An 18563-nucleotide genomic window follows, 5' to 3' on the forward strand; every position below is an offset into this window, starting at 1 on the left:
GAAAAAATACTACAGATTATTTAAGCTTTAAAGAAATTCTGGACTTTTCAAGCAAGTAAACCTTCAAAAAATAGCCCTCCATAAGTTTTATTATGAAAGGCAATTAGTGGTTATTTCTTATATATTTTTAGCGCCTTTAAGACATTCATTGCCTCGTGAACAAAGTAGTCTTCTTTTAGAAGGTCAACGTACTCTTCATCCCTTAAATCACTGATATTATCTTGTGACTCAATGATTTCTTCAGTAGAAAGATCAGAAGGTGAAACTGGAGCTTCAACCTCTTCAGCAGAGAGAGAATTCTTAAGATCTTTTTCTTGCTGGCTAAGGTCTATGGAATCTTCATCTTCATCTTTTTTAAGAGAGATGTTTTCAAGTTCAATATCAGGCGTTATTCCTTTTCCCTGAATAGACCTACCCGAAGGCGTAAAGTATCTCGCAGTTGTAAGCTTTAATCCAAAGCCATCTTGTAAATTAAGCACGGACTGGACAGAACCTTTACCAAAAGACTCTTCACCCATAATCAAAGCTCTCTTATGGTCCTGAAGTGCGCCTGCAACAATCTCAGAAGCAGAAGCAGACCCTCTATTCATTAATACAACAATAGGTGCACCGTTAAGAATATCACCAGGCTTTGTTGGGAATGAACTATTAGAGTATGAAGTTCTGCCTTCGGTATAAACCACAATACCAGGCTCATCAATGAACAGATTAGATATATCAATCGAAGAATCCAAAAGCCCACCTGGATTATTCCTTAAATCAATAATTAAAGAATCAAGCTCACCTTCATTCTTTTCTACTAAATCTGCAACAATAGTTTTCACTAGCGCAGCAGTTGGTCTTTGAAATTGAGCAATTCTTAGGTAGCCAATACCTTCATCCAGTAAGAGTCCTTTTGCCGAGGTGATCGTGATAATTTCACGCGTTATTTCAACTACAAAAGGAGCAATATCAGGCCTTCCAATTGTTAGTTTAATGGTGGTTCCTGGAGCGCCTCTCATTAGCTTAACTCCTTCTGCAAGGTTAATTTGGCTTACGTTTTGATCACCAATTTGTAAAATAATGTCTCCAGCCTTGAGGCCTGCTCTGTATGCAGGTGTGTCATCAATTGGGGATACAACCTCTATATACTCACCCTTCGTACCAATAACGATACCAAGGCCACCAAACGCGCCCCTTGTACTTTCACTTAAGTCAGACTGGCCACGTGGCTCAAGAAAACTAGAGTGTGGATCCAGGCCCTCAACTAAGCCTCTTATCGCATTATTAAACAAAGTTTCATCATCAATATCATCAACATACATTAGCTTGATTTGAGAGAAAACAGTAGTAAAGGTATTTAAACCCTCAAAGAAAGATGGGGAGTCAAGAGGGGAGTAGTCTTCTTCCTCGGCTAAAGGTCCACTTGTAGCTCCAAAAAAGAGAAAAGCAGAAAGAACAGTTGATTTAATTAAAGCCTTTGCGTTTATCATAATAAATTTAGTTAGTATTAAAAGTGAGTTAGTAAATTAATTTAAAAAGAATTGTACTTGTGTTTTATAAAGTTTAAATGAAGAAACCATGTAGTTTTAAATAAAACATTGCAAATTCATATAATTTTTACTTCTAAACGTAACGACTCGACTAAAATTATCAGTTACTAATTGCGCTCGTAGCTCAGCTGGATAGAGTGTCGGCCTCCGAAGCCGAATGTCGGGCGTTCGAATCGCCTCGAGCGCACCATCTCTCACTCTTATATCATAAGGTCTTTAGGACTTTGCCCTAATCCAAATTAACCCTATTAATCGAGTGATGGGTAGAATTTAGATTCAGAATAAATTACAATTGTTGTTATGAAAAAAATACTCTTATTTTTATTTATGGATTTTGATTATCTTAATGGATAATCATATTCTTCCAAGAAAACAGGCTATTACTGTTTTTTTTGCTTTTGCTTTTGGCTATTTTTTATCTTGCATGTTAAGAGCAATTACAGCTACTCTTTCCCCAGTTTTAACTCTAGAATTTGATTTAATGGCGGCAGATTTAGGGCTACTTGCTGGAGGTTATTTTTTAGGTTTTGCATCTATACAAATTCCCCTTGGATATTTGTTAGATAAGTTTGGACCAAAAAAAATTGTATCGTCATTTCTATTAATTGCATTTATTGGAACAGTATCTTTTGCGCTTGCTCAAAGCTTTTCAGGTTTGCTAGTTTCCAGAATATTAATTGGGGTTGGAGCTGGCGCTTGTTTAATGGCGCCATTAACCGGTTATAGAATTTGGTTTGCAGAAAACCAACAGCAAAGAGCAAATTCTTGGATGTTAATGATAGCTTCGTTAGGATTTCTATCGTCAACACTACCTGTTCAACTTTTGTTACCTACTTTTGGTTGGAGATGGATATTCGGTGGAACTGCAGCATTGATATTAATTAGTATAATTTTAATATTAGCTTTTATTCCAAAGTGGAATCATCAAAAGGATGAATCTTTGGAAAACCCACTAAAGTCAGGCTCATTAGCAGATGTGTGGAAAAATAAATTCTTTATAAGTGTTATTCCGATGGGTTTATTTAATTATGGAGGGTTAATGGCGATCCAAACTTTATGGGCAGGACCCTGGATGATTAGAGTTGCAGGCTATACTCCACTTGAAAGTGCTACAGGATTATTTTGGATAAATATTACAATGCTTGTTTCATTTTTTTTATGGGGTTATTTTTTACCTAGGATTACAAATCTTGGTTTTAGTGCATTAAGAATATTAACAGTTGGCTTGCCAATTAGTTTTTTGGTTATGTTATTTATTATAATTTTAGGATCAAAAGCAGGTGCATTCTATATTACATTATTCATCCTCAGTTCAATCTTTTTATCTGTAGTTCAGCCAGCTGTAGGTTTATCTTTTCAAAGTCACTTAGCAGGCAAAGCACTTACATCATTTAATTTATTAATTTTTTTAGGGGCTTTTATAATGCAGTGGTTTATTGGTCTTGTAATTGATTTAGTTAAAAGTTTTGGCTATACTGAAATAATAGGATTTAAAACAGCCTTTTCAGTTTTCTTATTACTAAGTTTAACTTCTTATATATTCTTTTTAATTATTAATAAAAATCATATATTTTTTAAAATTAAAAATATATGAAAATTATGAGAAGTAGTGCTACAAGATAGCTATATCGAGGGGAGTTTGAGTTTTCGAATCACCTAAAACACTAATTAAACTAGACAATTAAAAATTATATTGCTTTATATATTTCTCTTTACTGTTTACTAAATTTTTTTTTGTCATATAATTAAACTACATTAACAACTTTAAATTTAATAATGAATAGATATTTAGCTTCTCTACCAATAACCCTATCCCTTTTGTTTTCTTCAAATGCACTATCTGAGGGGTTTAATGATAATTACCTTAAATTTGGCTATGGCATGAATGGCTTCTCCCCTCTTTACAGTGAGTTACGTGGTGAAATTGCTAAGAATGCGTCACCTTGGACAGGTGTTAATGGGAATAATGACTCAGATGCAATATCAAGCGCAACTAATAAAAACTATGCAGAAAGTGTAATTGATGTAGAAGGCTCCATTGACATTGGGAATAACTTCTCAGTAATTGGAAGTTATGAGCGTGAAAAAGGTGATTGGACTGATGGTGTTGGGCATCAAAATCGTTGGATAAGAGATTGGAAATATAGATCGAGTGAATTTTCAGTCGGTTTAGGTAAAAACTATGACTTGCATCCGCAAAATTTTGGAAATATACTTTTAACCTATACTCAGCTCACTTCTTCTTTATCGTTTGGCAAGAACACATCAAAATTAGAGAGTGTAAGAGAATTTTTCGTTGATGAAGGAGATCCCCTTTGGAATAATATTAGTAAGTCAAAAAAACTTACTAATTTTAGCGTGGGGGTTAGAACTATTTCTAATTTTGATATAGAGTGGGCAGCCAAATATAATAGAGTTACAGGCAAAAATATGCCTACTGATCACCAAATTGAAGTTGAGGCTTCAAAGCATATTGAAAAGAATATTGCTTTAGGGGCAGCTTTTACTACACACAAATATGGTGATGCAAAAATGGGCTTTTTTGTTAGGGCTAGTTTCTAATACTATTAGAAATTCGAATAACCTCGAGCGCACGATGTTGAAAAACCATATTCCTTAATTAAATTAACTTATAATAATAATCTAAATCACAATTAACAGATTAGGCATATGAAAAAAATTGCGTTCCTATTATTTTTTTTGACACATATACTTTATTCTTCCAGCGCTCTTTCAGATTACTCTAAGACCGTTGATAAGGATAGTCTAAGAACACTCTTTAATACATTTAGTTTAATTAACTATGATGCCCCAATACCCCCAGATCACGACCGAGGCTTTGCTATTCCGTGGCATGTTTGGTATGGAAAATTTTATCGTGCCAACTATAACAGAGTAATAGCATTTGCCTACCCTGAAAACGATATAAAAAGTGCTGATTTTAGTGGTTTTTGCATGTATCAAACAAATGCTGCTAGGGTTTTTGCAGTTCAAAACGCCTTAGAATGCTGTGAATTAAGAAAAGACAAGTCACATAAATGCTCTATTCTTTTTAGAAATAGTGATATCGTTAACAAAGATTACCTTGCTATACTAAGCCAGTAATTTTTCTGCTTACTTTAAAAGGGTGATTTAAAAATTATTACTCGAAGCCGAATGTCGGTTTCTGAATCACCTCGAGCACATCATCTCTCAAAGCTTTTTATAAGTCTCATTCCACGTAAAATCCTCTATTTCAAACTCTTTATCTAAACAACTTCTAATCTTCATCTTATCTTTATATTTTGTTATTAGAATAGCCTCGTTTTGAAAATTACTATTAAATTTATGGAGACAATCTATGGAAACTAAACTAGTCTTATGGACAACTGGATGTATGGCATTTATGCTCAGCTTTATGTACGCAATGGTTTCTATTATAAGTAGCTTTGTAAATTAAATATTGGAGGCTATTTATAACGACTACGAGTTAATAAGCCCTCAGTCACCGGATTAAATTATCAACTGAAACTTGTTGACTCTGAATATATAATATAAAAGCTGTTAGTATTTGGATGAATCGTGTAAACCATTAAAGCAATTATCTGGACTCAGAAGATTATTTATGAAAATAGAGAATATAGAAAAGCCCACAATAAAATTTATAGCAACAAAGCTTTTTTGGGTCGGAATAGTAGGCACATATATCCTTGCAGGAATACTTCTCAACAGACTTGAAACTAATGCTGGCTATGAAGAACTTAGATCTTCTGCCCTAATTCCGTCTATCTTTTATTTTTTTATCTTGTTTCTAAGTTATAGATCTTTTGAAACTCAAGCGGTAAGAACAACTATTTTACAATTTGCGACTCAAATCCTACTTCTCCTTCCTTTAATGAGTATGTTCTTGGCGGTAGTGCTTTTCACTACAAAATTTGCTAGTTAATGAATAAAATAATTTCTAAAAAATTACTTAACAGTAAATGGACGGCAGTTACACCATGCAATAAAGAGAGACACTTTATCATTACAAAATTAGAGTTTGATGAAAACGATAACGTAACTCATTGCTTAATAGAAGCAGTAATATCTAATCGAACAGAACTCATTAACTGGAAAGATTTAATAGAGAGTAAATATTGGCAACAAGGCTGGAACTAATTAATGAAGCGCTGTTTCCTTATCCACTTATATGAAGATTTCGGGCATTAGCCCATTGCAAAACATCTCTTTCGAGCCATATATTATTTCTTTCAGTTTTTACAGGTTTTGGAAAATCACCCACTTTAATCATTTCATCTAATTGAGTTTTAGTAAAGCCAGTAAGTTCAAATATTTGAATCTCAGTCAAAAAAATATCCATCCTTAACCTCTGTGTTATAAATTAAATAGTCCATAAATAATTTAATAAATTTTATTTTATTGTTTTAGGATATATTCTCCACTCCAAGGTGTACAGGCTGTAACTAGCTCGCCACCAGTCGCACTTGCATTAGCTATTGGGACACTTCTGCAATGTTTAACTTTGCCAGTTTCACCATCTAAAATATAAACACCTAGTTCATCTTTCAGCATAGAGTACCTTCCCTCCTCAGTAGAAGCTATAGTAGAAAAAGCTAACAACATTATAAATAATATTTTTTTAATAATATTTCTCCTTAATTTTTATTATTCTTGAATTATAAGTAAAAAAGATTCTAATAACCTTAATCTTACATAAAATCTTTTTATTGGTATTCTATTGCATCAATCAATAATATTTAAATTTTAGAGAACTTTTTGTGAAAAAGATTCTTTTAAAAAAAGCACCTAATACCTATCTTGGTTTGTATAGTTGTATCAACACTTTCCTACCCTCAAGTTATCAAGAGCTTCAATCTTTAGAAAGCGAATATACGAAAGAAGAATTATTTAAATTATGCAGTGAGGGTAAACTTGATATGTATGGCTGCTTTAAAGGTGGAGTATGGCAGATAATTCTATAAAGCCTGGAGACGTTGTTGCTGCAATAATAAAGAAAGATAATCATTATTTGATTGCTCAAAGGGGTAAAGATAAATATATGGGCCTTAAATGGGAATTTCCTGGTGGTAAAGTTGAGGCAAATGAAACACTTCAAGAAGCTCTTACTAGAGAGATATACGAGGAATTAAATATAAACATTAATGTTTATGAAAAGATTGCAAAAGAAAGATATAAGGACAGCGAGATAAATATTGTTCTGCATTACTTCCTTTGCTCAATAAAAGATGGCGTTATTAGTCTTAATGAACATGAGGCAATGGAATGGGCTGATAAAAGAGATTTTGATAAATATGACTTTGTTGTGGGTGATGGAAATATTACATCACTAATTTAATTGTAATGCAGTTAATACTTTATCATTTATTGCTATGAAACACTTATCCTACAAAAGAATTGGGAAGGGCTTTCCTTTGGTACTTGTCCACGGCTATTTGGGTGGCCAAGATATGTGGAAATTTCAGGAAGATTTAAAGGATAACTTTGAATTGATTATGCCTTCACTTGCTGGTTATGGTGAGAGCTCTAAAATGAACGCTCCTTCAACTATTAGAGAGAATGCACTTCAAGTGTTTGAGCTCTTAGATTATTTAAAAATTGATACCTTTAATTTGCTTGGTCATTCAATGGGAGGGATGATTGTTCAAGAAATGGCTGCGTTATTTCCAGAGCGCGTTAATAAGTTAATATGTTTTGGTACCGGATCAATAGGAGTCTTGCCAAGCAGGTTTGAAACTATTGGTCAATCAAGAGCTAAAATTATTAAATTTGGCCTTGAAAAAACTCGAAAAAATATTGCAAAGACATGGTTTATGGACCACCTTGAGGGAGATGGATATAAATTATGCTTGGATGAAGGTTCAAAAGCGACAACCCAAGCTGCACTTGCAAGCCTTGATGCATGGGATTGCTGGGACGGAAGGGCGCAACTTGATCAAATTAAATCACCCACTCTAATTCTATGGGCTAAAAATGATCGCTCCTATGACTGGAACCAGCAAGAAATTCTAAATAAGGGGATTTCAAATTCTCTTATCAAAATTATTGAAGGATGTGCCCATAACTCGCATATGGAAAAACCTTCACTAATCAATCAATCAATCAAGGATTTTCTAGTTTAAAGGTATGGCATATTCTAGCTTTAGGGTAGCCATTTTTTAAAGTTCATATAGAACTTTATTTTACTCTTAACTTAAATTAACACTTGAAACATATATATTAATTGATGTATACTCGATTTTTTTCTAGTACGAATACTTTAGTAATAGAGAAAAAAGTAAATTTCATTAAAAGGAGAAATACATGAAGTTAGTAAATAAAACAGCTATTGCTGCCGTTGTTGCGCTTTCTGCGTCTATGGCAACTTATGCGGAAAAAGTAAATATTGGCGATCCAGGTTGGACTGGAGCTACTGCAATTGCAAACCTACTGTCTGCGGTAATCACAGACAAAATGGGTGGTGAAGTTGAGCTAGTTCCTGGAAACAATACTGCTATCTATGGAGCAATTGACAGAAGTAAAGGTGAGATTGAAGTTCACCCTGATGTCTGGCTACCAAACCAACAGGCTTACACTAATGAACTAGTTCCAAAAGGAACTCTTAAGTTAAGCTCTTTGAGTTATGAAGGAAATCAAGGTTACTGCGTATCTCAAGCGTTTGCTGAAGAGATGAGCATAACGTCTATCTTCGATCTTGGAAGGCCTGAGGTTATTGCTGCAATGGATAGTGATGGCAATGGTAAAGGTGAATTTTGGATTGGCGCTGATGGCTGGGCCTCTGCAAACGTAAATGAGGTTAAAGTAAGAGATTATGGACTACTAGATCTTGGTATTGAGCCTATTAGAGCTGCTGAAGCTGTAAAAAATGCAAGAGTTTTAGATTCGATCAAAAAAGGCGAGGGCTATGCATTCTATTGCTATAAGCCACACGCTATATGGGGAATGGCGCCAGTTGTAATGTTGACTGAGCCTACTCATGATCCTGCTGCGTACAAAATGATTCAACCAAAGAGTGACGCTGATTGGTATAAAAAGTCATATGTAGCCTCTAAAGATGCAATGAAAAATATTCAAATCGGTTGGGGCACTTCACTTGAAGGCAAGTCTCCAGCAATTGTTGAATTTTTCAATAACTTCCAGTTAACGTCTGATGACGTATCATGGCTTGCCTATGAAATTTCTGTTAATAAGAGAGATGCGGCAGAAGTAGCAAGAGATTGGATGTCTCAGAACGAAGGTACTGTTGATGGATGGTTAGGTTTATAATCTAACAAGTTCGTTATAAAGCCGGCGTTTTATATGCGCCGGTTTTTTTTCAATTAATGTAAATACTATGTCGCAAGAAAACTCTGGAAGCTTTATTCAAATTCAAAATATCTCTAAGATATTTGGAAATACCTCTCCAGAGGCATTAAAAGCAATCACTGAAGATCATATTTCAAAGCAAGACGCATTAGAAAATTACAATTCAGTAATTGGCGTTTCAGATGTTTCATTTGACATTAAGCCTGGTGAAATATTTTGCGTAATGGGCCTATCTGGAAGTGGAAAGTCAACCCTTGTAAGACATATTAATAGGCTTCTAGAGCCAACAATAGGCAAAATACTAATAGATGGCCAAGACGTGATGGCCCTAGAAAGAAAAGAATTACAAGATTTTAGAAATAAAAAAATAGGTATGGTCTTTCAAAACTTTGCACTGATGCCGCACCGCTCTGTGATTGACAACATTGCTATGCCACTAGAAATAAGAGGGGTTAATAAAAATAAGAGGTATGGGAAAGCAAATGAAATCCTGAATACAGTCGAGTTAACTGGCTGGGGTAATAAATATGCTCATGAACTGTCTGGTGGAATGCAGCAAAGAGTCGGTCTTGCAAGGGCTTTAGCTGCTGATCCTGAAATACTATTGATGGATGAGCCTTTCAGCGCATTAGACCCTTTGATTAGAAGGCAACTTCAAAAAGAATTTATAAAATTATCTAAGAAATTAAAAAAAACAACCGTCTTTATTACTCATGATTTAGATGAAGCTGTTAAAGTTGGTCACCGTATTGCTATCATGAGAGATGGTAAAGTTATTCAAATTGGCACCCCAGAAGAGATAGTTATGAACCCAGAGGATGGCTATGTTGCAGACTTTGTAAAAGGAATTTCAAGACTTGAAGTTGTTAAAGCAAAATCGATAATGAAGCCAATTGATGAGTTTAGTAAAAATTATGGTGCAATACCAAAAGATGCCATAAGAATGACAGAGAATGACGATTTAAGCAGTCTAATTGAGAGCTCTGTTGCTAGTGATAAGCCAATCGTTATCAGTAACAAAAATGGCCAGGATGTTGGCGTGGTATCTCAAAAAGACTTACTGGTATCTATTGTCGAGGGCCAGGATGACTAAAGACAACCTAATACCTAATGATGATTACGCAAACACTGATCAAATTCCAGTTTTCGTAAAAACTAATTCTGAATACTATGTTCATGAGTTTGGCCGTATTAATAACAGCTCAAGATTTGTTGTATCCTTTAATCTATTTGCATTTTTATTTGGCTCCGCATGGTTTGGGGTCAGAAACATATGGAACTGGTCTTTAGCATTTTTACTGATCGAAACATTTGCAATTGTTCAAATTGTCAGAGGGTTTTTTGGCAATATTAGCGCCGAAGCCTATAGCAAAATTGCAAAAGTTCAATCAACAATTGATTTTCGAGAGAAGCAACTCCAGGCTGCTATTGATAGCAATTCAGATAAAGTTGAAATGTTCAGAAGAACAATTAAGTCACTTGAAGACTCAATTGGAGGGTATTTACAGGAGGCTCAAAGCATTGAAGCGTCTGGAGTTGCAATTGCCATTAGTGGTATTTTTCTGTTTATTTTAATAAGGGTATTGCAAGGCGTACTGGCCAACTCTATTTTAGAAAAAAAGTTTTCTGAGTGGCTCTCTAACAAACAAATAAGCCCGGGAATGGAATTTAAAAACTTTCTATTAAGTATTTCATTTGTCTTGGTAATCATTATTTTTTCAACAATACACTATAGTTTTCCGAATCTTGTTGCCTTGTTTGCAGATTTTCCAACGCATCCTGACATAAGGCTTGCCTCAATAGATGGGGTAGAAAGGGCCTTTGATTATGCTGTAATTAAAGGCGACGTTCTTTTTACTGCGATTACTTTTGGAATAAGGTCAGTCCTAGATGCCCTAGAGATGCTTTTTGTAACAACTCCTTGGATTGTAGTTATTAGTGCAATAGTATTAATGACTGGCCTCTCTGCTGGACCAAGAGCGGCTGTATATTCTCTAGCATTCTTAGCATACATGGGTTTTCTAGGTTTTTGGATAAAGGCCATGACAACGTTGGCATTGTTAGGAACTGCTGCGATTCTGAGCATATCTATTGGAATTCCACTAGGTATATATTGCGCCACTAGACCTAGGTTTTATGCCTTTATTAGGCCAATTATGGATTTCATGCAGACAATGCCTGCATTTGTATTTATGATTCCAGTTATCGCATTTTTTGGAACTGGAAAAGTTTCAGCAGTTATTATTACCATGATTTTTGGAGGAACTCCTGTGGTAAGGCTCACTGTATTAGGATTAAAAGGTGTGCCTGAAACTATAAGGGAGGCGGCAATTGCTTATGGCGGCTCTAAATGGTATTTATTGACTAAGGTTGACTTACCTCTTGCAATGCCAACTATTCTTGCTGGTGTAAATCAGACCGTAATGTTGAGCTTAGCAATGGTTGTAGTTGCATCTTTAATTGGCGCAAAAGGCTTAGGACAAGATGTTCTAGAGGCCCTACAATATGCTAATGTCGGTCAAGGAATACTGGCTGGAATTGCAATCTTATTTTGTGCTCTAATACTTGATAGGGTTATACAAGGAAAGAAAAGGGACTAAGTAGTTTATTCTAAAATGCCCATTCATAGGCTGGAATCGCTGCTGAACCACCAGTGTGAATAAATAAAATTTTATCTGAATCTTTAAAGTACCCTTTTTTAACTAAATCAATAAGACCATCGAATGCTTTTCCAGAGTATACAGGGTCAAGCAATATAGCCTCTTTTCTTGCCATTAGTTTTAAAGCTTTTTTCATACCTTCAGTAGGGATGGCATAACCCTCGCCAACATAACCATCTTCAACTATAACGTTTTTGCGATCTAAAGATTTACACTGGATGAAGTCACAAGAGTTTTTAGCTAACCTAAAAACCTTATCCTCTTGATCAAGTTTTTTATCCTTAATACTTATTCCTATAATTTCAATATCACTTTGATAATGAGCCTTCCCAGCAATTAGGCCAGCGTGAGTACCACCACTTCCAGTTGCTAAAATAATATGAGTAAACAGCTTTTCACTATCTTGTTCAATAATCTCTCGCATACATTCAATATACCCAAGCTCCCCTAAGTGATTGCTTCCGCCAACTGGAATAAAGTAAGGGTTGACACCTTGCTTCTTTCTATCATCCATTATTTCACCTGCAAACTCTTCAACATTTTTATTAATAGGGCACAAAATCATCTCAGCACCAAAAATTTTATTTAAGAAAATGTTTCCTGAATTCATATAAGACTCAGGAGCGTTAGCAAGTCTCTGTTCCAATACAATAAGACACTTAATTCCAAGTATTGCGCATGCAGCAGCGGTCTGTCTTGCATGATTGGACTGAATCGCACCAACAGTGACAACAAGATCTGCCTTGTTTTTTACAGCATCAGGCATTATAAATTCAAGTTTTCTTGTTTTATTTCCTCCGGTTGCTAGCCCCGTGCAGTCATCTCTTTTGATAAATATTTCAGGACCGCCAAGCTCTTTAGTAATATTTTGTAAAGATTCTATAGGGGTAGGAAAATGGCCAAGTTTAATTCTTGGAAAATTATTAATCATAAAAATAAACTTGAGTTAAAAAAATAAAGCTTTGCTCAACTCTCTTCTTGAACATTAAAATTATTTTATAGATAAACTTATATAAATGAGCACTATAAAGAAAAGCGCAGTATTCTCAAACTGCCGAAAATACCGATACTCTCTAACAAGGTCTTGGAATTCAGCAGATGGTTATGTTTTGTTCATTGGATTAAACCCTTCTATTGCAGATGAAACAATTGACGACCCTACATTAACAAGATGTATTAATTTTGCTAAAGATTGGGGATATGGCGGCTTAATCATGGTTAATTTGTTTGCTTATATGTCGACTTATCCAATGGAACTCAAAAAAGTCAAGTTACCTATAGGGAAAGATAACAATATACATATTTTAAAAAACTATCGAAAGAGCGAGTTAACAGTTGTAGCATGGGGTAATGATGGTTATTTCCTGAATAGAGATAAGGAGGTGTTAGAAATTATTAATAAACCAATGTGTCTAAACATAAATAAATCAGGTCAGCCTGCGCACCCGCTTTATCAAAAGAAAGACCAAGGATTGATTAATTTTGTTAACTAGTTATTTGGCTTATCACTACCCAGTTTGATACACTAAAACGGCAACATTGCCTATAATTCAATACATAATGAAATATGCTTACAATTCTTAAATTAAACTAACTTAAACGCTACCTTTATGCACTCATTTAATCTGTGAAATACCTTGTAATTGACCCAGTAATTTTAGACTTAGGAATTGTGCAAATTTACTGGTATGGGGTCATGTACCTTTTGGCATTTTTAGTGGCCTATTTACTTGCAAAATCTCGAGTTAAATCACACTCTGAATGGAATGTACGGCATGTTGATGATTTAATTTTTTATGGCGCTATAGGTGTTGTATTGGGAGGGCGCTTTGGTTATTTACTTTTCTATAACTTCTCGGTTTTTATAGCAAACCCGTTAACATTTTTTAATTTTCAAAATGGTGGAATGTCTTTTCATGGCGGCTTCTTAGGCGTTCTGATTGCAATGATTTTATTTAACAGAAAATCAAAGTTTTCTTTTTTTCAAACGACCGATTTTATTGCGCCACTTATCCCACTAGGGCTTGCTTTTGGAAGGATAGGAAACTACATTAATGGAGAGCTTTGGGGGAAAATAACAGAGAGCTCATGGGGGGTTTACGCGCCCGACCAAAGCGGCGTTTGGGCTCAAAGATATCCAACTCAATTATATGAAGCATTGCTAGAGGGAGTAGTCTTGTTTGTCATATTATGGTTTTTTAGCAAAAAAAATCCACCTATTAGATCCACTTCAGCTTTATTTTTGATTTTTTATGGCACCTTTAGATTTATAATTGAATTTATAAGAGTGCCTGACTCGCACCTTGGTTACTTAGCTTTTGAGTGGCTAACAATGGGCCAAGCGTTGAGCCTCCCAATGATTCTCATTGGCCTGTATATATTTTATAAATCCTATTATGTAAAAGGTAGCACATGAAACAATATCTAGATTTTTTAAGACTTGTAAGAGATACTGGCGCTGACAAAACTGACAGGACTGGTACTGGAACTAAAAGTATTTTTGGTCATCAAATGCGATTTAATTTAAATCATGGATTTCCAATTGTTACCACTAAGAGAGTGCATGTTCCTTCAGTCATTCATGAGCTTTTATGGTTTTTAAAAGGTGATACAAATATCAAATATCTAAAAGAAAATAAAGTCAATATTTGGAATGAATGGGCAGATGAAAATGGCGACTTAGGTCCAGTATATGGCGCTCAATGGCGAAAATGGAAAAACTCTAAAGGTAAAGAAATTGATCAAATCAAAGAGGCAATTAATCTCATTAAAAACTCTTCAGACTCAAGGCGAATTATTGTTTCAAGTTGGAATGTTGGAGAGTTAGACAAAATGGCGCTTGCCCCATGCCATGCGTTGTTTCAGTTTTATGTAGCGAATGGAAAGCTATCATGTCAGCTTTACCAACGAAGTGCTGACATATTTCTAGGAGTCCCTTTCAACATTGCCTCTTATGCATTACTTACTCATATAGTAGCTCAGCAGTGTGATCTTGAAGTTGGAGACTTTGTATGGAGTGGTGGAGACTGCCACGTTTATTCAAATCATTTTGAGCAGGTAAAAACTCAGCTAAAGCGAACTCCAAAAAAACTTCCAAAGATCTTAATTCATAGAAAGCCAGAAAGTATTTTTGACTATAAATATGAAGATTTTGAACTCTCTGAATATGAACATGATGATCCAATTAAAGCTCCAGTTGCAATCTAGCATATGCAAAAATTACAAAAAAATATTTCTTATCAATTTAAAGACATTAATCTCCTTAAGCAAGCCTTAACTCATCGAAGTGTTAGTAAAAAAAATAATGAAAGATTGGAGTTTCTGGGTGACAGCGTCTTAGGGTGCGTAATCTCTCTTGAGATTTATCAACGCTTTCCGTTAATTGATGAAGGACAGCTATCAAGGCTTCGATCTAGCCTTGTTAGAGGCCAGACTTTAGCTAAGCTTGCCAAAACACTCAATATTTCTGAAAGCTTGTTATTGGGTCAAGGAGAGCTAAAAAGTGGCGGATTTCGACGGGAATCTATCCAGGCGGACGCATTTGAAGCTATTTTAGGGGCTGTATTCCTAGATTCTGATTACGCAACAGTTAGTGGAATAATTTTAAAACTTTACAATGACCTATTAAATGAATCGGGACCAGAAGATTCATTGAAAGATTTTAAAACTCAACTTCAAGAGCTATTGCAAAAAAAAGGCTACGCTTTGCCAGTTTACGAGCTTACTAAAACAGAAGGCAAAGATCATAACGCTATTTTTTACGTCAACTGCTCTATTAAGGAATATAGTCTTGGCGTTGAAGAGAGTGCAAAAAGTATTAAAAGAGCAGAACAGGCCTGTGCTGAATCAATTTTAAAAGGTATCTTAAATAAATGAATTTTCAATCAGGCTTCATTGCAGTAGTAGGGCGACCAAATGTTGGTAAATCAACCCTAGTTAATGAATTAATTGGGCAAAAGCTTTCAATCACATCACACCGTCCTCAAACAACTAGGCATCGAATTAACGCTATTGACACTCAGGAAAACTATCAGATTGTTTTTGTAGATACTCCTGGTATACATATTGGAAACAATAAAGCAATTAATTCATATATGAATAAAGCTGCTAGTTCAAGCTTTGCTGATGTGGATATGATAATTTGGCTTGTTGAAATATTTAAATGGACAAAAGAGGATGCTCGAGTGTTAGAGCACCTAAGTAAGGTTGATATACCCGTTATAATCTGCGTGAATAAGATTGATAAATCAAGCTCAGTGGATAAGATACTTCCTTACCTTGAAATGCTCGGTGAAAAGTTTCAAGCTAATGAGGTCTTTCCTTTGTCTGCATTTGACCGGTCCCACACGAAGCAACTTAGAAGCTTGATTCTTAAATATTTGCCTGAGCAAGATCCTATTTATGATGATGATTACATAACAGATCGCTCTCAAAAATTTGTTGTATCCGAGTTCATTCGTGAGAAACTTATGAGAAACTTATCGAATGAGCTTCCATATGACATTACAGTAGAAATTGAGAAGTTTGAGCTTGATGGCAAAATGTATAGAATTGCTGCGCGCATCTTTGTTGATAAGGCCTCTCAAAAAAGTATTGTAATAGGTCATAAAGGTGAAATGTTGAAAAAAATTGGGCAAGATTCACGTATAACAATTGAGGGTTTTTTAGAGGCGAAAGTATTCTTAGAGCTGTGGGTTAAGGTTAGACAAGGCTGGTCAGATGATAAAAGAGCCTTAGCATCTCTAGGTTATGACTAGGATCGAGAATTCTCCAGCATTTTTGATTCACAGAAGAATGTACCAAGGAAGCTCTCTATTACTCGATTTCTTTACTAAAAACCATGGCAGAGTGCGCTTAATAGCCAGAGGTGCTAGAAGCAGCAAAACATCACTTCAAATGTTTCAATGCTTAAGTATTTCATTTAAGGGAAAGAGTGACCTAAAAAGCCTTTCCCAGTGGGAAATTTCTGATGAACCACGAAGACTACTTGGTGATGATCTGATATTAGCAATCTATGTCAATGAGCTTCTTATTAGGCTTCTACCTGAAGGGGATGAATACAGTGAGGTTTTTAGTGCTTACTGGAATTTCATCAAAAAAATGGATCAAAAGTCTAGCTCTGAAAAAGAATACTCACTTCGCATATTTGAAAATCAGTTGTTGCAAGAATTAGGTTATGGGCTTGACTTTAATGATGATATTGAGGGCAACCCAATCAAAATCAATGGCCTATATGATTTTATTGAAGATCAGGGTTTTATTGCACAAACTGAAGGTAAAATTTTGGGTGAAATTCTATTGAATATTGTCAATCCTAATCAAGTAACTCCAAATTCAGAAGGGTTGAACACTTTAAAAAAATTGAATCGAAAGAGATTAAAACCTCTTTTAGGTGATAAACCACTTAAAAGTAAAGAGTTATTTTTTGTTAATTAGGCGTAATTATGAGTATTTTTCTTGGCGTTAATATAGACCATATAGCTACATTAAGACAGGCCAGAGGCACAAAATACCCCAGCTTGATTGATGCAGCGCTTATCTGTGAAAATTCTGGCGCGGATAGCATTACGCTTCATCTTAGAGAAGATAGGCGCCATATTCAAGACAATGATGTTATTGAGTTAAAGTCCAGGTTAAAAACTAAAATGAATTTAGAGATGGCAGCAACTGATGAAATGCTCAAAATTGCCTCTAATGTTTTGCCTGAAGACTGCTGCCTCGTTCCCGAAAAGAGACAGGAGCTGACAACGGAAGGTGGTCTAGATGTTGCTTCACAAATAGTTAGAATGAAAGAGGTTTGCTCTCAACTTAGTTCAAATAATATTAAAACATCCCTTTTCATTGATGCAGACAAAAGACAAATAGATGCCGCTGCTGAATGCGGCGTACCAATAATTGAGATTCATACAGGTCACTATGCAGATGCAGCCTCTAAAGTCGAGTCTGAATTAGAGCTTAAAAGAATATCTGATGCTTGCGAATATGCTTTAAGTCTTGGAATTCAAGTTAATGCAGGGCATGGCTTAACACTTTTGAATACTACTGCTGTAGCTAAAATTGAATCAATTGTTGAGCTAAATATTGGCCACTCAATTATTTCAAGAGCACTATTTGTTGGACTTGCTAATGCAACATCTGAAATGAAAGCTTTATTATTAGAAGCGAGAGCTATATGATTTATGGAATTGGAACTGACATAGTTGACATAGAAAGAATCCAGGCAATTATATTAAAAAATCGTGATGGCTTTATGAAGAGAGTATTAACTGAACATGAACAGGCTTTATTTGCAAATAAAGCCGATAGTGCTGCCTTTCTTGCAAAGCGTTTTGCTGCAAAAGAGGCTTTTTCAAAGGCTTTAGGCACAGGAATTGGAAGGGTAGTTAGCTTTCAAGATCTAACTATTCGAAACAATGAAAATGGAAAGCCTTATTTTTTACCTAGTGAAAAGCTAAGGCTATATTTATTAGAAAAAGGAATTAAGCAAGGGCACCTAAGCATATCAGATGAAAGTCAAAATGCAGTCGCTTTTGTAGTCCTTGAAAAACTAGACTCTGAGAAACTAAGTTAAAAAAACTTAGGACGACTCTAGAAAGGAATATCATCCTCAAATTCATCTTGAGCAACCGGAGTAATACTTGGTGTTTGTTGAGCATTTTGAGCAGGCTGCGGCGTTGATTGAGGCTGTGATTGCATTGGAGAGTTGGAGTCATCACGGCGATCAAGCATCTGTAAGGTTCCACTAAATCCACTTATTACAACTTCAGTCGTATAGCGGTCCTGTCCACTTTGATCTTGCCATTTTCTAGTTTGCAATTTGCCCTCAACATAAACCTTAGAGCCTTTATCTAAATACTGGCCAGCTATTTCAGCAACTTTTCCAAACAAACTAACACGATGCCATTCAGTTCTTTCTTGTTTTTGGCCAGTATTTTTATCAGTCCAAGACTCACTAGTTGCAACTGATAAATTACTTATTGCGTTTCCATTTGAAGCGTATTTAATTTCAGGTTTTGCACCTAGATTACCAACCAATATTACTTTATTTATTCCGGCCATACTAATA

The 18563-nt window shown here is 35.2% G+C and carries 24 protein-coding genes and 1 tRNA gene; 20 read left to right on the plus strand and 5 right to left on the minus strand.

Going from position 1 to position 18563, the window contains the following annotated elements:
• Nucleotides 1-110 precede the first annotated feature (110 nt).
• Nucleotides 111-1472, minus strand: a complete 1362-nt coding sequence (locus AC5YGD_RS04885; protein WP_496140904.1) for a S41 family peptidase — start codon at nt 1470-1472, stop codon at nt 111-113.
• Between the two features lie 173 nt (nt 1473-1645).
• Between AC5YGD_RS04885 and AC5YGD_RS04890 the strand changes: the two genes are divergently transcribed.
• The 6 genes from AC5YGD_RS04890 (at nt 1646) to AC5YGD_RS04915 (ending at nt 5672) form a co-directional block, all read left to right on the plus strand.
• Nucleotides 1646-1722, plus strand: a tRNA-Arg gene (locus AC5YGD_RS04890).
• A gap of 156 nt (nt 1723-1878) precedes the next feature.
• A complete protein-coding gene (locus AC5YGD_RS04895; RefSeq protein ID WP_496140905.1) occupies nt 1879-3126 on the plus strand; it encodes an MFS transporter in 1248 nt (415 codons plus the stop codon).
• Between the two features lie 182 nt (nt 3127-3308).
• Entirely contained in the window at nt 3309-4094 is a 786-nt protein-coding gene (locus AC5YGD_RS04900; protein WP_496140906.1) for a hypothetical protein, read from the plus strand.
• 108 nt (nt 4095-4202) lie between these two features.
• Nucleotides 4203-4637, plus strand: a complete 435-nt coding sequence (locus AC5YGD_RS04905; RefSeq protein WP_496140907.1) for a hypothetical protein — start codon at nt 4203-4205, stop codon at nt 4635-4637.
• Nucleotides 4638-5136: 499 nt separating this feature from the next.
• Nucleotides 5137-5457, plus strand: a complete 321-nt coding sequence (locus AC5YGD_RS04910) for a hypothetical protein (protein ID WP_496140908.1) — start codon at nt 5137-5139, stop codon at nt 5455-5457.
• Nucleotides 5457-5672 carry a TIGR02450 family Trp-rich protein gene (locus AC5YGD_RS04915; protein WP_496140909.1) on the plus strand — a complete coding sequence of 72 codons (216 nt, stop codon included), beginning with the start codon at nt 5457-5459 and terminating at the stop codon, nt 5670-5672. Before AC5YGD_RS04910 ends, AC5YGD_RS04915 begins: the two co-directional genes overlap by 1 nt.
• 19 nt (nt 5673-5691) lie before the next feature.
• Here the strand turns inward: AC5YGD_RS04915 and AC5YGD_RS04920 are convergent, their stop codons facing one another.
• Together AC5YGD_RS04920 and AC5YGD_RS04925 are read right to left on the minus strand one after the other, a co-directional pair.
• Nucleotides 5692-5874, minus strand: coding sequence for an AlpA family phage regulatory protein (locus AC5YGD_RS04920; protein WP_496140910.1), 183 nt, complete (start codon nt 5872-5874; stop codon nt 5692-5694).
• Nucleotides 5875-5930: 56 nt separating this feature from the next.
• Complete coding sequence (locus AC5YGD_RS04925; RefSeq protein WP_502319129.1) at nt 5931-6137, minus strand: hypothetical protein; 207 nt, start codon at nt 6135-6137, stop codon at nt 5931-5933.
• Between the two features lie 155 nt (nt 6138-6292).
• On the opposite strand from AC5YGD_RS04925, the gene AC5YGD_RS04930 reads away from it, so the two are divergent.
• The 6 genes from AC5YGD_RS04930 to AC5YGD_RS04955 all read left to right on the plus strand — a co-directional run bounded on the left by AC5YGD_RS04930 (nt 6293) and on the right by AC5YGD_RS04955 (nt 11437).
• A complete protein-coding gene (locus tag AC5YGD_RS04930; RefSeq protein WP_496140912.1) occupies nt 6293-6496 on the plus strand; it encodes a hypothetical protein in 204 nt (67 codons plus the stop codon).
• Nucleotides 6478-6870, plus strand: coding sequence for an NUDIX domain-containing protein (locus tag AC5YGD_RS04935; protein ID WP_496140914.1), 393 nt, complete (start codon nt 6478-6480; stop codon nt 6868-6870). Before AC5YGD_RS04930 ends, AC5YGD_RS04935 begins: the two co-directional genes overlap by 19 nt.
• A 34-nt stretch (nt 6871-6904) precedes the next feature.
• Nucleotides 6905-7654, plus strand: a complete 750-nt coding sequence (locus AC5YGD_RS04940; RefSeq protein ID WP_496140915.1) for an alpha/beta fold hydrolase — start codon at nt 6905-6907, stop codon at nt 7652-7654.
• 181 nt (nt 7655-7835) lie between these two features.
• Nucleotides 7836-8798, plus strand: coding sequence for an ABC transporter substrate-binding protein (locus AC5YGD_RS04945; protein WP_271542022.1), 963 nt, complete (start codon nt 7836-7838; stop codon nt 8796-8798).
• Between the two features lie 67 nt (nt 8799-8865).
• Nucleotides 8866-9930 carry a betaine/proline/choline family ABC transporter ATP-binding protein gene (locus AC5YGD_RS04950; RefSeq protein ID WP_496140916.1) on the plus strand — a complete coding sequence of 355 codons (1065 nt, stop codon included), beginning with the start codon at nt 8866-8868 and terminating at the stop codon, nt 9928-9930.
• A complete protein-coding gene (locus AC5YGD_RS04955; RefSeq protein ID WP_271542019.1) occupies nt 9923-11437 on the plus strand; it encodes an ABC transporter permease in 1515 nt (504 codons plus the stop codon). Before AC5YGD_RS04950 ends, AC5YGD_RS04955 begins: the two co-directional genes overlap by 8 nt.
• A gap of 10 nt (nt 11438-11447) precedes the next feature.
• On the opposite strand, the gene AC5YGD_RS04960 is transcribed toward AC5YGD_RS04955, so the two are convergent.
• Nucleotides 11448-12428: a D-cysteine desulfhydrase family protein gene (locus AC5YGD_RS04960; protein ID WP_496140917.1), complete on the minus strand. Its 981-nt coding sequence runs from the start codon at nt 12426-12428 to the stop codon at nt 11448-11450.
• A gap of 94 nt (nt 12429-12522) precedes the next feature.
• Between AC5YGD_RS04960 and AC5YGD_RS04965 the strand changes: the two genes are divergently transcribed.
• The 8 genes from AC5YGD_RS04965 to acpS all read left to right on the plus strand — a co-directional run bounded on the left by AC5YGD_RS04965 (nt 12523) and on the right by acpS (nt 18068).
• A complete protein-coding gene (locus AC5YGD_RS04965; RefSeq protein ID WP_496142354.1) occupies nt 12523-12990 on the plus strand; it encodes a DUF1643 domain-containing protein in 468 nt (155 codons plus the stop codon).
• 134 nt (nt 12991-13124) lie between these two features.
• Nucleotides 13125-13913: a prolipoprotein diacylglyceryl transferase gene (gene lgt, locus AC5YGD_RS04970; RefSeq protein ID WP_496140918.1), complete on the plus strand. Its 789-nt coding sequence runs from the start codon at nt 13125-13127 to the stop codon at nt 13911-13913.
• The gene (gene thyA, locus AC5YGD_RS04975) at nt 13910-14704 is read left to right on the plus strand and encodes a thymidylate synthase (RefSeq protein ID WP_271558620.1); all 795 of its coding nucleotides are present in this window, start codon (nt 13910-13912) and stop codon (nt 14702-14704) included. The genes lgt and thyA overlap by 4 nt, the downstream gene beginning before the upstream one ends.
• Nucleotides 14705-14707: 3 nt before the next feature.
• Entirely contained in the window at nt 14708-15373 is a 666-nt protein-coding gene (gene rnc / locus AC5YGD_RS04980; protein WP_271542030.1) for a ribonuclease III, read from the plus strand.
• Nucleotides 15370-16254 (plus strand): GTPase Era, encoded by an 885-nt coding sequence (gene era, locus AC5YGD_RS04985; protein WP_496140919.1) that lies wholly within the window; start codon nt 15370-15372, stop codon nt 16252-16254. The genes rnc and era overlap by 4 nt, the downstream gene beginning before the upstream one ends.
• Complete coding sequence (gene recO, locus AC5YGD_RS04990) at nt 16247-16933, plus strand: DNA repair protein RecO (protein WP_271542032.1); 687 nt, start codon at nt 16247-16249, stop codon at nt 16931-16933. The genes era and recO overlap by 8 nt, the downstream gene beginning before the upstream one ends.
• A gap of 8 nt (nt 16934-16941) precedes the next feature.
• A complete protein-coding gene (gene pdxJ, locus AC5YGD_RS04995; RefSeq protein WP_496140920.1) occupies nt 16942-17673 on the plus strand; it encodes a pyridoxine 5'-phosphate synthase in 732 nt (243 codons plus the stop codon).
• Entirely contained in the window at nt 17670-18068 is a 399-nt protein-coding gene (acpS, locus tag AC5YGD_RS05000) for a holo-ACP synthase (RefSeq protein WP_271558617.1), read from the plus strand. The genes pdxJ and acpS overlap by 4 nt, the downstream gene beginning before the upstream one ends.
• Nucleotides 18069-18085: 17 nt before the next feature.
• On the opposite strand, the gene ssb is transcribed toward acpS, so the two are convergent.
• Nucleotides 18086-18556, minus strand: coding sequence for a single-stranded DNA-binding protein (ssb, locus tag AC5YGD_RS05005; protein WP_496140921.1), 471 nt, complete (start codon nt 18554-18556; stop codon nt 18086-18088).
• Between the last annotated feature and the right edge of the window lie 7 nt (nt 18557-18563).

Source organism: Candidatus Pseudothioglobus sp. uisw_070 (assembly GCF_059512545.2).